Source organism: Lysinibacillus sp. 2017, assembly GCF_003073375.1.
GTDB lineage: Bacteria > Bacillota > Bacilli > Bacillales_A > Planococcaceae > Solibacillus.
The window spans coordinates 1,857,049-1,872,536 of record NZ_CP029002.1 but is presented as its reverse complement, the minus strand read 5'-3'; the positions used below and the strand labels follow the sequence as shown (position 1 = coordinate 1,872,536).

Below are 15,488 nucleotides of genomic sequence, written 5' to 3'. Positions count from 1 at the left end.
ACATTTTTTGAAAAAATTTTTTCTTACGATGCGAGATTTCTGATAAAAGTTTATAATAAAGCTACTGGAGGTGTTTTGATGTTAAAAATTAAAAAAATTGAATTTATAAAAGTTCTTTATGACGATTCACTTACACAAAATATATTTTCAATCGCAAATATTACGTTTTCTAATTACGCTCCAGTCTATGGCGCTTTACTTTATTGGCAGAAAAACATGTCGGAAGAACCTTATACAAAAGAAGGCGATTACAAATTTTTCTACGATATGGCCAGCGCTCAGTACTTCGCTGCGGTGAAATTCCCGAAAGAATGCAAGTTAACGCGTGACCAACGTCAAGAGCTTGCTTATATCTTATTAGAAGAACGTGGTGCAATTGGTACGTATAGCTTTGTTACCAAAAAACCAAAGCACACATTTCATTTAAAAAATGAACTGAAAAAAATCGTGTTTCCCGAACACTTTGATGTGAATGACTTTAATCATTTTTCAGTTTTTCAACAATTTGACGCAATGGATGAAGAGCTATATAAAAAATTACCCTATGACCGCGCATTTGTAGATCAATATCTTGAATGGTGCCAATTCGCGGTAAAAGAACATCCAAGCAAGCTCATTCATTACTTTGATTACCTACCGTTTCGCTATATTTGCTATGCAAATCCCTTATTATCGGAACAATTTTTAATCGATCATTTAGAGCAATTAGATTTAGTGGCCCTGCAATACAATAAAACCGTGCTAGCGCGTCTGTCAGCATCCTTTAAACGTTATCTAGTAGAATCCTTGAAAGCTCAGGAAAAAACAATTCACAGCGATTTTGTTGACCAATTAGACGACTTTATTGAAAGCTATGCCTTTTATAGTTCATTTGATGTTACGTACTTACCTGAAAGTGATGAAATGGTTGAAATGTACTTACAATTTTATGAGTATGACCGCGGATCGAATAAATGGCCAGGAAGTGAGCATCTCGTAAAGGGAATTCCTTCGTTAATGAGTCAAAAATACGATCGATTCGGGGATAAGCGTCTAACCAATGCCGAAATGGATAAAAAATTCACGTCCTACTCTGATCAGCAAAAGCAATTATTTAGTGCGAATGCTGAGCAACATTGGATTAACCGCTATCGCAATGAACTCGATTGGTCTTATGTCTGTCGCTATAATGAGCAGTTAACAGAAGACTTTTTAACTGCTCATTTAAAATATTTAGATTTCTCAGCTCTTGGATTAAATACCTATATAGAACTGGATACAGACTTTTTAGTTAAGTATTTCAAGCGCTTTGATCATCGCCAAGCAGTTCCTCTTCTTATTTGCCATTTGACGGAGCAATTTTATTTGCAACATAAAGATGTAATGAAAGTGGATTTAGATGTTTTATATAAATATATGGATAATATCGATATAGATGAGTTTGAACGGATTGAACATTATTTAATAGACTAAAAAAAAGGTGTTTCGAAAGTTTTTATGCTTTCAAAACACCTTTTTATTATTTTTTATTCGCTATATACTTCACTAGTTCTTCAGCTTTTAATGGCTCATTTAAATAGAAGCCCTGCACATACTGACAATTTAACTCTTTTAAGATGGCTAGGTCTTCCCCATTTTCTACTTTTTCCGCAATAACCTGTAAATTTAGTGCATTTGCTAACGAAACGATTGCCGCAACCATTTTAGCATTTGCAGGTACTAAATTTAATTCTTTTGTAAAGGTATTGTCAATCTTAAGTGATGTAATGGGAATTTCACGTAAGTAGTTAAGTGATGAATACCCTACACCGAAATCATCAATTGAAATATTAATACCTAATTCATGAATTTGTTTAATTTTGTCGATAAGCTGAATATCTGTATCAAGCATTGATAGTTCTGAAATTTCAATTTCAATTTGACTAGGTGCCACATTAGTAGAATCTAAAATAGTCATTAAATCGACGATGAAATTCATTTCCTTAATATAATCAACAGACATATTTACGGCCATTTTAAAATCAGGGCTAACGATAGCTTGCATAGAAGCTAGTTGTTTTGTTGCATTTTCTAACACCCATTTATCAATATCCTTAATTAACCCACATTGTGAGGCAAATGGGATGAACTCTTCAGGCTGCATGACACCATATTCCTCATCTGACCAGCGAATCAATGCTTCCACGCCAACAACTTCACCTGTCTGTAAGTTGTATTTTGGTTGATAGTTTAGTTCTAAAATGTCTTCGCGAAGTGCTTTATGTAATTTAGTTTCTAATAACAAGAAACGATCATTCGTACCGCGCATTTCCTTTTTGTAAATACTGTAGCTATTCCCTTTTTTCGCTTTAGCGGCATACATTGCAACGTCTGCCGTTTTTAATAGTTTTGATACACTCTCCCCATGCTCTGGAAATAGACTGATACCAAGACTAATACTTGCATAAAATTCGTATTCATTAAATACAAAGCTATCTTTAAATACATCTAAAATACGATCTGCCATGTCTTCTACTAAGTTGACATCATCTAATATATAAACAAACTCATCACCATTTAAACGATAAAATGACTCCGTTTGAATATCTACCTGGCGTAAGCGATTAGCTAATTCTTTTAAGAATAAATCCCCAATTTTATGACCTAAACTATCATTAATATTTTTGAATCGATTCACATCAAAGAAAAATAAAGCAAATTCTTTTTTATTACGCAATCCAATTGAGATGTCATTTTCAATACGTTTCGATAAGCTTCGGCGATTTGGTAAGCCTGTTAAATCATCATGATAAGCAATATGCGCGATTTTCTTAATATTTTTTTGTGCTGTAATATCTGTACGAATTGAAATATACTGCTGTGGTTTATTGTTTTCATCTAAAAATGGTACTATTGTTGTTTTTACCCAATAAAGTGAGCCGTCTTTCGCACGGTTACATACTTCACCGTGCCATGTTTCCCCCGTACCGATTGTGCGCCACATTTCTTTAAAAAACGCTTTTGGGTGAAAACCTGAGTTTAAAATACGGTGATCTTGTCCAATTAATTCTTCTCTAGTATATTTAGAAATCTCACAAAATTGGTCATTTACTTTCAAGATTTTACCTGTTTTATCAGTGACAGCTACAATAGATGTTTTATCCAAAGCTGCTTTTAAGTCAATCAGTTGCTCAAACGTGAAATCCATAGTTTCTAGCACTTTTGATTCATTAATCCCCTGCATATCACTCTCTCCATTTCTTTGATTTATTACAATAAACTGAATCTTCTTTATCTATAAAATTATAAATCTAAAGTACTTAGATATCCAACAATTTATGGAGATTCCTATAACTAATTCATGGAATGACAAATAACTTTCACATTTCCATAATCTTTATGTAGGAGTATATACACTTTGGCAATAAAAAAACTATCTCAAAAGATACACTTTTAAGATAGTTAAAAAATTACTTACGAAAAAATATTAAAAAGAATTAAATTTATCAAATAATTAATGAGATTTACATGTGAGAGTTAGTATCTACTGTCAAGTTCATTTCATTTTGTCTGTTAATTGTTTCATATGTTGTGTGACGGTATTTAAATCAACGATAATTTGTTCCAAACCTTCTGTTGCAAGATGTTGTTGTTTTGCAGCATCTGTAATAATACTTACGGTACCAACAGATTGTTCATTCATTTCTGCAATAGCATTAAATAATGTGGCAGAACGATCGGTTTGTCTGACAACATCATGAGTTGCCTGTGCAATTTGGATGATATCATTTTCTAATATAGAAATATTGTTATATATCGTTTCAAACGAATGCTCGCTTTTTTCAATAACGGAATTCCCTTTGTAAATTTCGCTCATACCATCTTCCATTTTAGTCGCCACATTTTTTATTTGTGTTTGAATGCCATTTAATACGTTATCCATATTGGAAACAGATTGCTGTGTGCCTGTCGCTAAATTTCGTATTTCACTAGCAACAATAGAAAACCCTTTTCCAGCTTCTCCTGCACGTGCAGCTTCAATTGAAGCATTTAACGCAAGTAATTTTGTTTGTTCTGAAATCGTATGAACGACCGTTAGTGAACTTGAAATATCTTGAGAATGTGAATTTAATATTTCAACGAGCTGTTTAATTGATGAAATTGTTTCTGTTATAACGTTCATTTGATTGGAAACAACTTGAACTGTTTCTTTCCCATGTGCCGCTTCAAGTAGGCTCTGTTTCGCTTGTTGTGATACATTTTCAGTTCGATCGTGAATGAATGAAAGTTGCGCCATACTTTCCTTGTTTTCGAGAATACTCTCTTTTAACGATTGCGCCTCTTGTTCTGCATTTACTTGGAAGTTTGAAAGTGCATTTGTAATATTCAAGCTCGAGTTAGCGGATTCGTTAGAGCCTTGCGCAATTTGATTAGAAAGTTCACTTAAACGGATGCTTTCCTTATTGATTTGCATAAATAACTCATGTAGGTGATGTTCAGCAAGTTCGGTTTCTTTTTCAAGATTTGATTCGGTTTTACGATTGTATGCAATTAATATACTTGTAGAAACAGCTGTCATGACTAAGAAAATTGCATGAATCATTAATAATGAAAAGCTATAATCCTCAGTTCCACATAGTAATTGTGGGAATAAAAAGTAACCCGCTAAATGATGAATAGCAAAAATAATCGTACTGATGATAACGTATTTTACTTTTTGGAAGTTGGCAATCATTGCTACGACCATAAAAATGGAGAAATGATATTCTGTTAAGCCGTCGCCACCAGCAATAATGGAAATACTACCAAATGTTAAAGTGAGGGTCATCAATAGATCTTGAGCACGATGATTCTTTTTATAAAGCCAAATCGTAATAGCGAACAATACAATGGGTATATATGTAAGGATATTCATTATTACATACATACTACCTGTGACATTTGTTATCCCTCTTACGATTAAATAGCTATCCAGAAAGTGAAATTGCCGATGTAATATATGTACAATAACCGAAAGAACTACGACAAATGCCGTATTAAACAACATAATTGTGGATTTTCCAATAGATTTATTCAAACATTCCGCCTCTTTTTCATGATTTTTTGGAAATCTAACTATGTAATCCTTCATTTACCGAGGTTTTATAGTAATTATTACATAGATATTTCCATCTTAATCAACTTTTAGAGAAAAGTAAACTAATATTACTGGGTAATATTGTTTATTTACGTGAAATAAAAAAATCCCCCTTTAAATATAGGAAGATTGTTTCATAATAATAGATTTGATTGAGCTTTCATGTCGACCTCTTTTCATTTTCATTTGGTCGTAAAATACATTTAGTGCGTCTTTTTGTTTCCTATCGTATTCAATAATCCATACACTCTTGTGCAGCATGCGTGTTGTATGCGTCTAATTGTGCTTTTGATAATTGAATAATATAATAGCGAAAATTAATTGGCTCTAATCCAAACTGTTCACACTTTTTAACATAAACTTCATAACCTTGGCGATAATTCGTCATATTGCAACCCCCTTTGTACTATAACAGAATTTATTTATTGAAATTAATATACAACAGTTACGATTTGCTGTCAATAAATTATGTGAATTTAATATTTAAAAACCGCGCATCGAATTGAGTGCGCGGTTAGGAAAGAAATTTAGTTTACATAATACTATTATGCGAGATTGTTGAATGGATTGTTTTTTAGTACTTCTTGAATTTGTTCATCTTCAATATGCGTATAAATTTGTGTTGTTGCTACGCTTGAATGCCCCAGTATATGTTGCAGGCTTCGAATATCCGCACCCGCTTTATACATCATGGTCGCTGACGTATGACGCAACTTATGTGGTGTCAGTTTATCTTTTGGAATTGAACTATTTAAATTAATTTGCTTGACGATTTTTGCAATCGTTTGTCGAGCAAATCGTGTTCCTTTTTGAGAAACGAACAACGGCTGTGGACCTTCCCCTTTATATATGTTTCGTTCCAACAAATAACTTTCCATTGCTTTCATACATGAATCATTCAAATACACTTGTCGCTCTTTATTCCCTTTCCCAATAACGGTCATTTTCCGATCGTGAATCGAGGCCAAATCTAACGAACAAAGTTCTGAGACGCGGATACCTAAATTCAAGAAGAATACCATCATACAATAATCACGGTGGCTATAATGTTGTGATTCCACTGCATGAATAAATATCTTTGCTTCTTCCATATTTAAATAAACTGGCTGCCGCTTCCCGATTTTCGGAGTTTCTAATGCTTCTGCTGGATTTTCATCTATTAAACGGCGCTTCGCTTTTAAGTATTTAAAAAAAGCTTTTAACGTCGCAACTTTTCTGGCACGCGAAGTCGCAGAATTACCGCGCTGTACTTCACAATATTCCATAAATAAATATAGGTCTTCTAAAGTCATTTCTTTAATGTTCTCAATCGTTACATCTGAAATGTCGATTGTATGTAAATTGGTTAAAGGCATATCCTGCTCCATAGCTTTTGTGAATCGCAAAAATAATAATAAATCATATTCATATTCTTTACGCGTTCGAGGAGATTTCCCAGTAATAGTTGTTAAGTATATTAAAAAATCACGCAAAAATTTTGGTAGCTTAACTTGTGACATTTGATCAACTCCTAGGGCCAATTATAGCATAAAAAACGTTCCCAAATTTATATTTGGGAACGTTTTTCTGATTTTGGGTGTTTTTAACCGAAAAATCGAAGAAAAATGGCCAATAAAGGAACGTATGTTCTCGTTATTTAATTTCGCTCTCAGACGAAGTGAAAATTACTTTTATGGGTAGTTACCCATCTCAATTCGTTTGAGAGCTGTTTCTAAAATGCTTATTTTTAAGTTAGAGATTTCCTATTTAAGGGAATAATTGTGCAGGAGGTGTATGCAATGAATCCACAAGCGACGCATTTGATTTTTTATTATCCTTTCAGTTTTCGTCAGTATCATTTCGAAAAGTTACAGCGAACATTAAAGCAACATCAATACTTTCATTTTCAAATTGAACAAAGTGAATTTCATGAATCATTGTATGGATCTGATGTTGTCATTTCACATGATTTACTAACGCAATTTTTTTATCCATTTATTGAGGAAAAATTATTAAATGCCGAAACATCACTCGTACACTTTAATCGGTATTCAAAAAGTTTTTCACTTTTAGGCGAAATGAAAACGAAGATCGAAACAATCCCCTTTACCATTCATAGTGCGGATATTAACCTTTGTCCATTTGGTATTGGAATAGTAGCAATACGAGTTCAGCTACATGAACTAACCGATATAACAAGTGCCCTCTCTTTTGCTCATTATTTTCGAGTGCTTCAACCGAAAATCGATGAAGAGCTTGGGGCAACCTATACTGTCGATGGAATCCCGTTTGAAAATTCAGAGCAAATTTTAATGAAGAAACTAGCACCATTTTTAGATAAGTTTTTTGTCGATTATTCATATTTAGAGAAAACCATTGATAAAATGCCGTTTTTTGAAGATGAACGCATGTATGTGAGTGCCTTTATGCAAGTGGACCAACAAGTTGAAATTGATGAGGAATTGTTATACCGCGCAGGTCAATTAAATGGTCGTGATGAAGATGGAAAACCATATATATCTAGCACAAATGAACAATTTATTAAAGACTTTGTAACAGAACATTGTTATGATCGGTGGGCAGACCAATTTTATATGATGACCACGCTACAGGGTCATATTCATTTAACGAATTATAAAGAAAAAAAATTGGCGAAGTGTATCTCGAACTTTCATTCAACTACTTACTATACGGTGCTCATCCATTACTTTTACAAGCTAATGCTTTTAAAATTGGCGTTTGAACATAGTGAACTGAAATTTAGCAAAGATAAAGATATTGTGGAAGAATTAATCGAACAAATCACGAAATTCGCTTCACGTTATTACTTTTCAGAAGTGTCTGTACGGTCAGAGGGTAAAGAGATAACTCAGTTTTTCCGGAAGGTATTTCAGTTAGACGAAAAATACAAAGAAATCAAAGAGACATTGGATGAGTTATACCGAGTACAAGAGGATCGGTCGGCGGATCGCTTAAACCAATTACTCTTTATCTTAACGGTATTTAGTATGATTTCAGGAATTTATGGCATGAATTTAGTCATTGAAAAGCTTGGGGAACCAATCAGTTTGTCGAGTATACAAGGTTTTACCTTATTTGAATGGATTGCATTTATCTTAATGGTAGGTGGATTAACTATTTCGATATTCCTTATATTCAATCAAATGTATAACTTATTGAGCAGCTATTTTAATAGGAGACGACGAAAACAACAGCAATGATAGAAAAAAGGATGTGAGCCATTTATCTCACATCCTTTTTCTATACACCGGTAAAATATTTATAAAGTACAAATAATATAACGATAATAACGGTAAACTTTATTAACTTGCTAACAACTTTAATCGCAATCGGAACTAAAATCACTAACAATACTATAAATAATAGGATGTTCATCGTTTACCTCTATACATAAAACGTAACGAATTCACCATTACGCTTTACTTTCCAGTTATTTGATAAAATCGTGCTAATAGCTCGTTCTGTCTGTTCGTCAATCGCAAGTTTTTCAATGCCATTCCCTTGTGCGAGTAGTTCATATTGATCTTCAATAAGCTTAAAACGCATACGTAAAATGTTTTTAAACCCATTTAAAGTCATAAATTTTACTTTATAATCCCCTTCATAAATGCACTTGAACTGTTCTGGTGATTGATCATATAAATGCTTTAACGGGGTTAGATCCATATCTGCTACTTTCGACAAATCGTGATACTGATTTTGATGTAAGCATAATTGTACATCGTCATATGTATAGCGATGTGTTTTTAATACTTCGATCATATATGCTTCCATTAATGAAATTTCCAACTGAAATTCCCCCTATACTTTTGAATTTTCATTTAAATCTTTGTTGCCGTTCTGTTAACACGCCTTTACGTGCATAGCCGAATTGCTCGTATAATTCATTGGTTTCATCTGTGTCATTCAATTCACGATGTATCGCGTAATAACGTATATTCGTTGCCGTTACTTTAAACTCAAGTTGCATAGACATCGCTTTAAAAATTCGCTCGATTGTTTTTACTGTAATTGGCTCGCCTTTTTTGTTACCAACACCAAGCCATATGTGTGATGCTTCTAAAACGAGTGGCATAAATTTTTGTGTACCTTCTTTATAACGTTTAAGTAATTCAATTAGTTTCGTAGACACCTTTAATATTCGGAAGGTTTTTGTCGAAACTATGGTTACCTCGTTCTCATCTATATGTAAATGTCTCCATTCCATACGTACAAGCTCTGCTGGTTTTATGCCAAGTTCTGCAATAACAAAGACAATTGTTGTATTACGAAGTGCTAGCCATTCGTCTTCTTCATTCAGTGCAGTTTCATATTTCTTTGGCCAAAATGAAATGGTTTGGAACAATTGTTTTTCTGTAAGTACGGGGAGCTTTTTTTCTTCTTTTGGAAGGGGCTGTAATATTTCGGTATGATACGTGTGAATGACTCCTCGTAATTGCAAGAAACCCAAAAAATGTCGAACTGAGGCGAATTTCCGATTGATAGAGTTTGAAGGAGTATACGTTTCTTTTATTATTTTTACATAATGTTGCAATGCCACATCAAGAGTCTGTTGTTCTTCGATAATGCTGGCAAATTGTTTCGCATCCAAAGTATATTGTTTGATTGTATAATGTGATTTATTCAATGATTGCAAATAAGTTCCAAATGCTTTTACATAGTTGTTTAACGGATCCATATTCCCACGCTCCTTCTCGTATAATTGTACCATGTTCATTCCATTAAAATAATAAATGTGTCGTGTAAAATGCTCACCATTGCGAAATTTTACTCACTAATTCTTAATTGCATGCCATTTCTAGGATTATGGGCTATAATAGGCGCAAGTATAGGATTAGTTGAGGGGGAAATAATACATGCAAGTACGTACAACAAGGTTAGAGGCGGAAGAAGCAAAAATTATTTATCAAGAAACTGCTGGTTTGGCAATTATTACGATTCATCGTCCACAATTAAAAAATGCACTAACAGCAAATATGTGGGATCAATTAGCAAAAATCGCGCTACGTACATTAGAAAATCCAAAAAATAAGGTGTTATTATTACGTGGTTCAGGTGAAAATTTCACAGCGGGCTCTGATATTAAAGAGTTTAATGCGATTTCTCTTGAAAAGGCAGAAGAAGCATTCGTACATATGGAAAAAACAATTTCAACAATCGAAAACTTACCAATTCCTGTGATCGGCGTTATTAATGGTCCGGCAATGGGTGCTGGTTTAGAATTAGCGCTAGCATGTGATATTCGAATTGGGTCTGAAAAAGCTAAAATGGGTATTCCAGTTGGTAAATTAGGAATTACTTTAAACAATAAGTTTGCTAAACGCTTAGTCGATTTAGTTGGACCCTCTGCTACAAAAGATTTCGTCTTTACAGGTCGCATGTATAAAGCAGAGGAAGCATTTAAAGCAGGTATGTTGAACTATTTAGTTGCTGAAAAAGACTTAAATCGTTTTGCAATTCGAATGGGGAAACTTGTAGCTGGTATGTCACCTGATTCTTTAATTGCGGTAAAACGTTCTGTGAAAGAATGCCTCGATTCTACACCTACACTATGGGAAGGTACAACACCTTTTGTATCTCAAACGGACTTTTCTGAAGGTGTCCGCGCTTTTGTTGAAAAGCGTCAACCGCAATTTACACGTCAATTAAATAAATAAAAAAAACTGCCCAAAAGTTTATCGCATGAAACTTCTTGGGCAGTTTTTTATATGGATAATTCTGATAATTCTTGACGAATCGTGCGTATGTGATTTTCCATTAAAATCTTTGCTTGCTCACTTTCTCCACGACTAATCACAATATAAATCTCCTTATGCTCTTCAAATGTACGGGTAATATTATTTTTCTTTGCAAGGCGATGTTTGCGCGTCGCCTCAATTGTATTCCACATATGTGGTTCGAGTGATGCAATTAATTGTACGAGCACATGATTATGTGTCGCCTCTGCAATGGCTATATGAAAAGCAAGATCTGCTTGTAAGCCTAATTCTTCATCATCATATGCGTCTTTCATAATATCAAGTGCGCGTGCCATTTTTTCAAGATCTGATGCAGTTGCACGTGATGCTGCAAGATAGGCACATTGAGATTCTAATATGAAACGTAATTCCAGCATTTCATATAAAACCGTCTTATCTGTTTTTAACAAAACATTGGCCAATTTATCTTGTGCTTGATGCAATGTAATACTTTTAATGAATGTTCCGTCTCCATGCTTTATTTCAACGAGATTTCCTAATTCGAGTAGACGTATCGCTTCTCGTATAGAATTTCGACTCACTTGATACTGCGCTGCTAATTCACGTTCAGACGGTAGTTTATCTCCAACATTATATTGACCTGCTAAAATTGCATTTTGAATTTTTTGAAAAACAATTTCATACACTTTTTGTTTCACCGATGTAGCCATCGCACTCCCACCTTTTTATTTAACTAAAAATAAGCTAAGTGATGGAACGAATGAAATGATGAGGACGCAGACAATCATTACGAAAACGGCTAATTCAAACGGATGATCTGCCGCGAGCGAGTGCCCAGCGTATAAGACATATTCTGCTTTTTCATTTGAACTTGTACAGGCTGTTAGCAGCATGATGCTAAAAATGAGCCCGATAATGCGAACAATTCTATTCATCACCATTTCCCCTAATCAATAAAAATTTTTCCTGGATTTAAAATATTGTTCGGATCAAGCGCCTTTTTAATTTCTTTCATCCACTTATACGCTAAGCCATGCTCGAGACGCTGATATTTTGCTTTCCCAACGCCAACCCCATGCTCCCCTGTACACGTACCTCCGTGTGATAAGGCATATTCAACGACATGTTCATTTAATTCTTTAGCCCGTGCAATTTCATCTTGATTACTCATATCTACCATCAGTAAAATATGATAATTTCCATCCCCAACATGTCCAACGATCCCTGCATTAATATTCATACTTTCAATTTTTGCACGTGAATTTTCAATCGCATCTGGTAGCGAATTAATCGGCACAACTACATCCGTCGTCATTAATCGTTTTTTAGGTGCTGCGTGAATGTATGTGTAGGCTAAATTGTGACGAAGTTCCCAAAGCTTATTGCGGTCACGTTCATCCTTTTCGAACTTAATTTCAAGACAACTATTATCGTTTAATAACTCCGTTGCAAATTCAATATCTGCCGTAAGACCTGCTTCATTGCCATGAAATTCTAAAAATAATGTTGGTGCTTCCGCAAAGGTAGTTCCGCTTGCAGAATTTACTTGCTCAATACTATGTTGATCGACAAGTTCGATGCGTGCCATTGGAATGCCCGCTTGCTTTAATGCAACGACTGAATCAACGGCTAGTTGAACGGAATTAAATGTTGCACGGCCCGCTACAATTTTTTCTGGAATACCATAAACGCGTAATGTTAACTCTGTAATAACACCTAATGTGCCTTCAGAACCGACAAGTAGACTATTGAGATGATAACCAGAAGATGATTTCGCTGCTAAACCTCCTGTATGTATAATGTCTCCATTTGCTAAAACAACTTCTAAATCACGAACTTGATCGCGCATGATACCATATCGAACGGAAGTTGTTCCGCTAGCATTTGTTGCTGCCATTCCACCAAGCGTTGCATCTGCACCAGGATCTACTGAGAAAAACAAACCGTATTTCTTTAATTCTTTATTGAGTTGACTTCGTGTTAAACCTGGTTGGACCTTTACTAAAAAATCATCTGGACGTACTTCAAGAACAGCATTCATAAGTGATAGATCGAGTGAAATCCCCCCATTATAAGGAATGACATGCCCTTCTAAACTTGTACCAAGTCCAAATGGTACGACTGGTATTTGATGTTCATTTGCAAATGCAACAACTTGACTTACTTCCTCTGTCGATTTTGGAAAAATAACTACATCAGGTAAATGTGATTCGTGGTAAGATTCATCTTTACTATGTTGTTCAAGTAGTACATCGTTTGTCGTGACTTGTTCCGATGACAGCATTTTCTGTAATTGTTCGATATAATTCATGTTCATCCCCCATATTTCTATTGGTTGGACCTCTAACGTTATTGGTTCAACCACCAATTGATATATAGAATATAATTATTTTTCATAAAATACAATTCATTTTTTGAAAATTTTAAAAATTCCTTTTATTTAAATGTAGAAAGAATACAAATAATAAGAAGAAGTGCCAATATAATTTTAACCAAACAAAAAACACCATTTTTCATCACAGAAAGATGGTGTTTTATCTCAAATTTTACCTCTGTTATTTTATTCCTCTCACTTGTAAATGAATAAATTCTGGTTCAATGCCAAAGTGAAGTAAAAATTGATGAGAAATTTCTTTTTGCAATAGCGTTAGATGCATGATTACATCATATGAAATTGGTGCGTGCAAATAAACAGCAATTTGCATTTGGGGAATGGCTTCAGTAGCTAAATGCATGATTTCAAATTTCGCTACAATATCACTTTCCGATAAAATTTGATGTAATACAGCGACATAAACTGCGCGTGCAATTTCGATGCGCTCTTTATGAAAGTCAGGTTGCACAATCGTCGTCTCGCCTATTTTTTTCTTATTTAAAAAGATATCTCGTCCTTTTTGAATAATACGTTTAAAAAAATTTTGCTCTACTTGGGCATGTGGAATGGGCATGACATGTTTTCCTTGGGTTTGGCGAATAAACTGTGCCTGGCGAATCTCTTTTTGTGTTCTTACGTCCTCTACATAGATAAATGTATCAATCGTACCAACATCTAATCTAGCTGCAATTTTTTTTGTCATTTTGTCGCTCGTACCGATGATTAGTAATGAATGAATATTACTTTGTTCGATTGCACTTTTCACTTCATTCCGATGTGCATCTTCTAGAAATATGGCACGACGTACAGCAGTGAACGCATTTTTTTCGAATTTCGCACTTGTCCCTGCACATTTTTCGCCATGAATGATTAATATGCCATCATCGATTATTCCTTCGATGTTATGTAAATACGCTAATTCAAGTGCCGACGTACTTTTACCGGTCCCACTTGCACCACTTAATGAATAAATTTTCATAGGAATCCCCTTTGCTTGCGTAGAAATTTGCTCTTACATTTCATTATCCCGCTTTAATAGAATGAATTAACTCTATTTTCTGATATCCTCCCCATTATACGTGATGAGTATGATAAAATGGGGCTACATTTGAAAAGTATTAAGGAGTGTTACAAATTGAATATCCAACCATCAAAAAAAATGTCGTTATTTACTCCATCTATTTTTGGAGATTTAAAACAACACGCAATAAACCAACAACAAAAAGGGATGGAATTAATCGATCTTAGCTTAGGTAGCCCGGATATTCCACCTGCTGAAAATTTACGAAGTGAAATGTCAGAATTAACTGCACTTTCTTCTTCATATGGTTATACATTAACGGGTATTCAAACATTTAACGACGCAGTATGTCGCTATTATAAACGTGTCAATGGCGTAGAATTAGATCCATCTTGTGAAGTAGTTCAAACAATCGGCTCTCAAGAAGGATTAGTTCATCTTCCTGTCGCCTTTTGTGACCCTGGTGATGTTGTATTAACAACAAACCCAGCCTATGTCGCTTATGATGCAGGGATTCACTTAGCTGGCGCGGTACCATACTACATGCCACTTACAAAAGAAAATAATTATTTGCCCGATTTAAAAGCAGTTCCAGAAGAAGTTTTACAAAAGGCGAAATTGCTGATTTTAAACTTACCAGGAAATCCAGTACCAGCAATGCCTTCATTAGAATACTTTGAAGAAGTGGTTGCTTTTGCTAAACAATACAATATTATTGTTTTACATGATGCTGCTTACTCAGAGTTTTACTTTAAAGGAGATGCCCCAATTAGCTTCCTAGCTACTCCTGGTGCGAAAGAAGTTGGTTTAGAAATAAACTCGCTATCAAAAAGCTTCAGCTTAGCAGGAACTCGTATTGCTTATATCGTAGGGAATGCGGAATTGATCGGTATTATGAAACAATTAAAATCAAACCTAGATTTCGGTATTTTCGAACCGATTCAACTAGTAGCTGCTATGGCACTTGATAATGCAGAAGTTGTAACTGCTGAACTTCGTAAAACATTCTCTGTTCGTCATAAAACATTAATGGATGGGTTAACGTCAATAGGATGGGAAGTTGCACCAAGTGATGGTGGCATGTTCGTTTGGGCGAAATACCCTTCAACAATGAACTGTATAGACTTTGCGTTTAAAGCCATTGAAGAAACGGGCGTTGTTATGGTACCGGGTACAACATTTGGTACCGCGGGTGAAGGCTATTTGCGTTTAGCTTTAGTACAACCAGTTGAAACATTAATAAAAGCAGTAGAACGATTAAAAACATTAGCATAAACAATTAAAAAAGGAGCATTCGAA

The 15,488-nt window shown here is 34.6% G+C and carries 14 protein-coding genes; 4 read left to right on the top strand and 10 right to left on the bottom strand.

Annotation, left to right across the window (positions count from 1 at the left end; translation table 11 throughout):
• Positions 1-78: 78 nt before the first annotated feature.
• Positions 79-1,452 carry a nucleoside-diphosphate sugar epimerase gene (locus DCE79_RS08990; protein ID WP_108712725.1) on the top strand — a complete coding sequence of 458 codons (1,374 nt, stop codon included), beginning with the start codon at positions 79-81 and terminating at the stop codon, positions 1,450-1,452.
• Positions 1,453-1,498: 46 nt separating this feature from the next.
• On the opposite strand, the gene DCE79_RS08985 is transcribed toward DCE79_RS08990, so the two are convergent.
• The 4 genes from DCE79_RS08985 to DCE79_RS08970 form a co-directional block, all read right to left on the bottom strand.
• Positions 1,499-3,202 carry a bifunctional diguanylate cyclase/phosphodiesterase gene (locus DCE79_RS08985; RefSeq protein ID WP_108712724.1) on the bottom strand — a complete coding sequence of 568 codons (1,704 nt, stop codon included), beginning with the start codon at positions 3,200-3,202 and terminating at the stop codon, positions 1,499-1,501.
• A 312-nt stretch (positions 3,203-3,514) separates the two neighbouring features.
• Positions 3,515-5,035, bottom strand: a complete 1,521-nt coding sequence (locus DCE79_RS08980; protein WP_159083079.1) for a methyl-accepting chemotaxis protein — start codon at positions 5,033-5,035, stop codon at positions 3,515-3,517.
• Positions 5,036-5,327: 292 nt separating this feature from the next.
• Entirely contained in the window at positions 5,328-5,483 is a 156-nt protein-coding gene (locus DCE79_RS08975; RefSeq protein WP_108712722.1) for a transcriptional regulator, read from the bottom strand.
• Between the two features lie 157 nt (positions 5,484-5,640).
• Complete coding sequence (locus tag DCE79_RS08970; RefSeq protein WP_108712721.1) at positions 5,641-6,594, bottom strand: tyrosine recombinase XerC; 954 nt, start codon at positions 6,592-6,594, stop codon at positions 5,641-5,643.
• A 279-nt stretch (positions 6,595-6,873) separates the two neighbouring features.
• Between DCE79_RS08970 and DCE79_RS08965 the strand changes: the two genes are divergently transcribed.
• Entirely contained in the window at positions 6,874-8,295 is a 1,422-nt protein-coding gene (locus tag DCE79_RS08965; RefSeq protein WP_108712720.1) for a sugar phosphate isomerase, read from the top strand.
• 184 nt (positions 8,296-8,479) lie between these two features.
• Here the strand turns inward: DCE79_RS08965 and DCE79_RS08960 are convergent, their stop codons facing one another.
• Entirely contained in the window at positions 8,480-8,884 is a 405-nt protein-coding gene (locus DCE79_RS08960; protein WP_108712719.1) for a hypothetical protein, read from the bottom strand.
• Between the two features lie 28 nt (positions 8,885-8,912).
• Entirely contained in the window at positions 8,913-9,812 is a 900-nt protein-coding gene (locus tag DCE79_RS08955) for a tyrosine-type recombinase/integrase (protein ID WP_234417380.1), read from the bottom strand.
• Positions 9,813-9,951: 139 nt separating this feature from the next.
• Here DCE79_RS08955 and DCE79_RS08950 point away from each other — a divergent pair, with 139 nt between their 5' ends.
• The gene (locus DCE79_RS08950) at positions 9,952-10,752 is read left to right on the top strand and encodes an enoyl-CoA hydratase/isomerase family protein (protein ID WP_108712717.1); all 801 of its coding nucleotides are present in this window, start codon (positions 9,952-9,954) and stop codon (positions 10,750-10,752) included.
• 47 nt (positions 10,753-10,799) lie between these two features.
• On the opposite strand, the gene DCE79_RS08945 is transcribed toward DCE79_RS08950, so the two are convergent.
• The 4 genes from DCE79_RS08945 to DCE79_RS08930 form a co-directional block, all read right to left on the bottom strand.
• Positions 10,800-11,504 carry a FadR/GntR family transcriptional regulator gene (locus tag DCE79_RS08945; RefSeq protein ID WP_108712716.1) on the bottom strand — a complete coding sequence of 235 codons (705 nt, stop codon included), beginning with the start codon at positions 11,502-11,504 and terminating at the stop codon, positions 10,800-10,802.
• Positions 11,505-11,519: 15 nt separating this feature from the next.
• The gene (locus DCE79_RS08940; RefSeq protein ID WP_234417379.1) at positions 11,520-11,729 is read right to left on the bottom strand and encodes a hypothetical protein; all 210 of its coding nucleotides are present in this window, start codon (positions 11,727-11,729) and stop codon (positions 11,520-11,522) included.
• 11 nt (positions 11,730-11,740) lie between these two features.
• On the bottom strand, positions 11,741-13,105 hold the full coding sequence (locus tag DCE79_RS08935; protein ID WP_108712715.1) for an FAD-binding oxidoreductase: 1,365 nt from the start codon (positions 13,103-13,105) through the stop codon (positions 11,741-11,743).
• Positions 13,106-13,349: 244 nt separating this feature from the next.
• The gene (locus tag DCE79_RS08930) at positions 13,350-14,147 is read right to left on the bottom strand and encodes a hypothetical protein (protein WP_108712714.1); all 798 of its coding nucleotides are present in this window, start codon (positions 14,145-14,147) and stop codon (positions 13,350-13,352) included.
• Between the two features lie 156 nt (positions 14,148-14,303).
• On the opposite strand from DCE79_RS08930, the gene DCE79_RS08925 reads away from it, so the two are divergent.
• Positions 14,304-15,464 (top strand): aminotransferase class I/II-fold pyridoxal phosphate-dependent enzyme, encoded by a 1,161-nt coding sequence (locus DCE79_RS08925; protein ID WP_108712713.1) that lies wholly within the window; start codon positions 14,304-14,306, stop codon positions 15,462-15,464.
• Positions 15,465-15,488 lie beyond the last annotated feature (24 nt).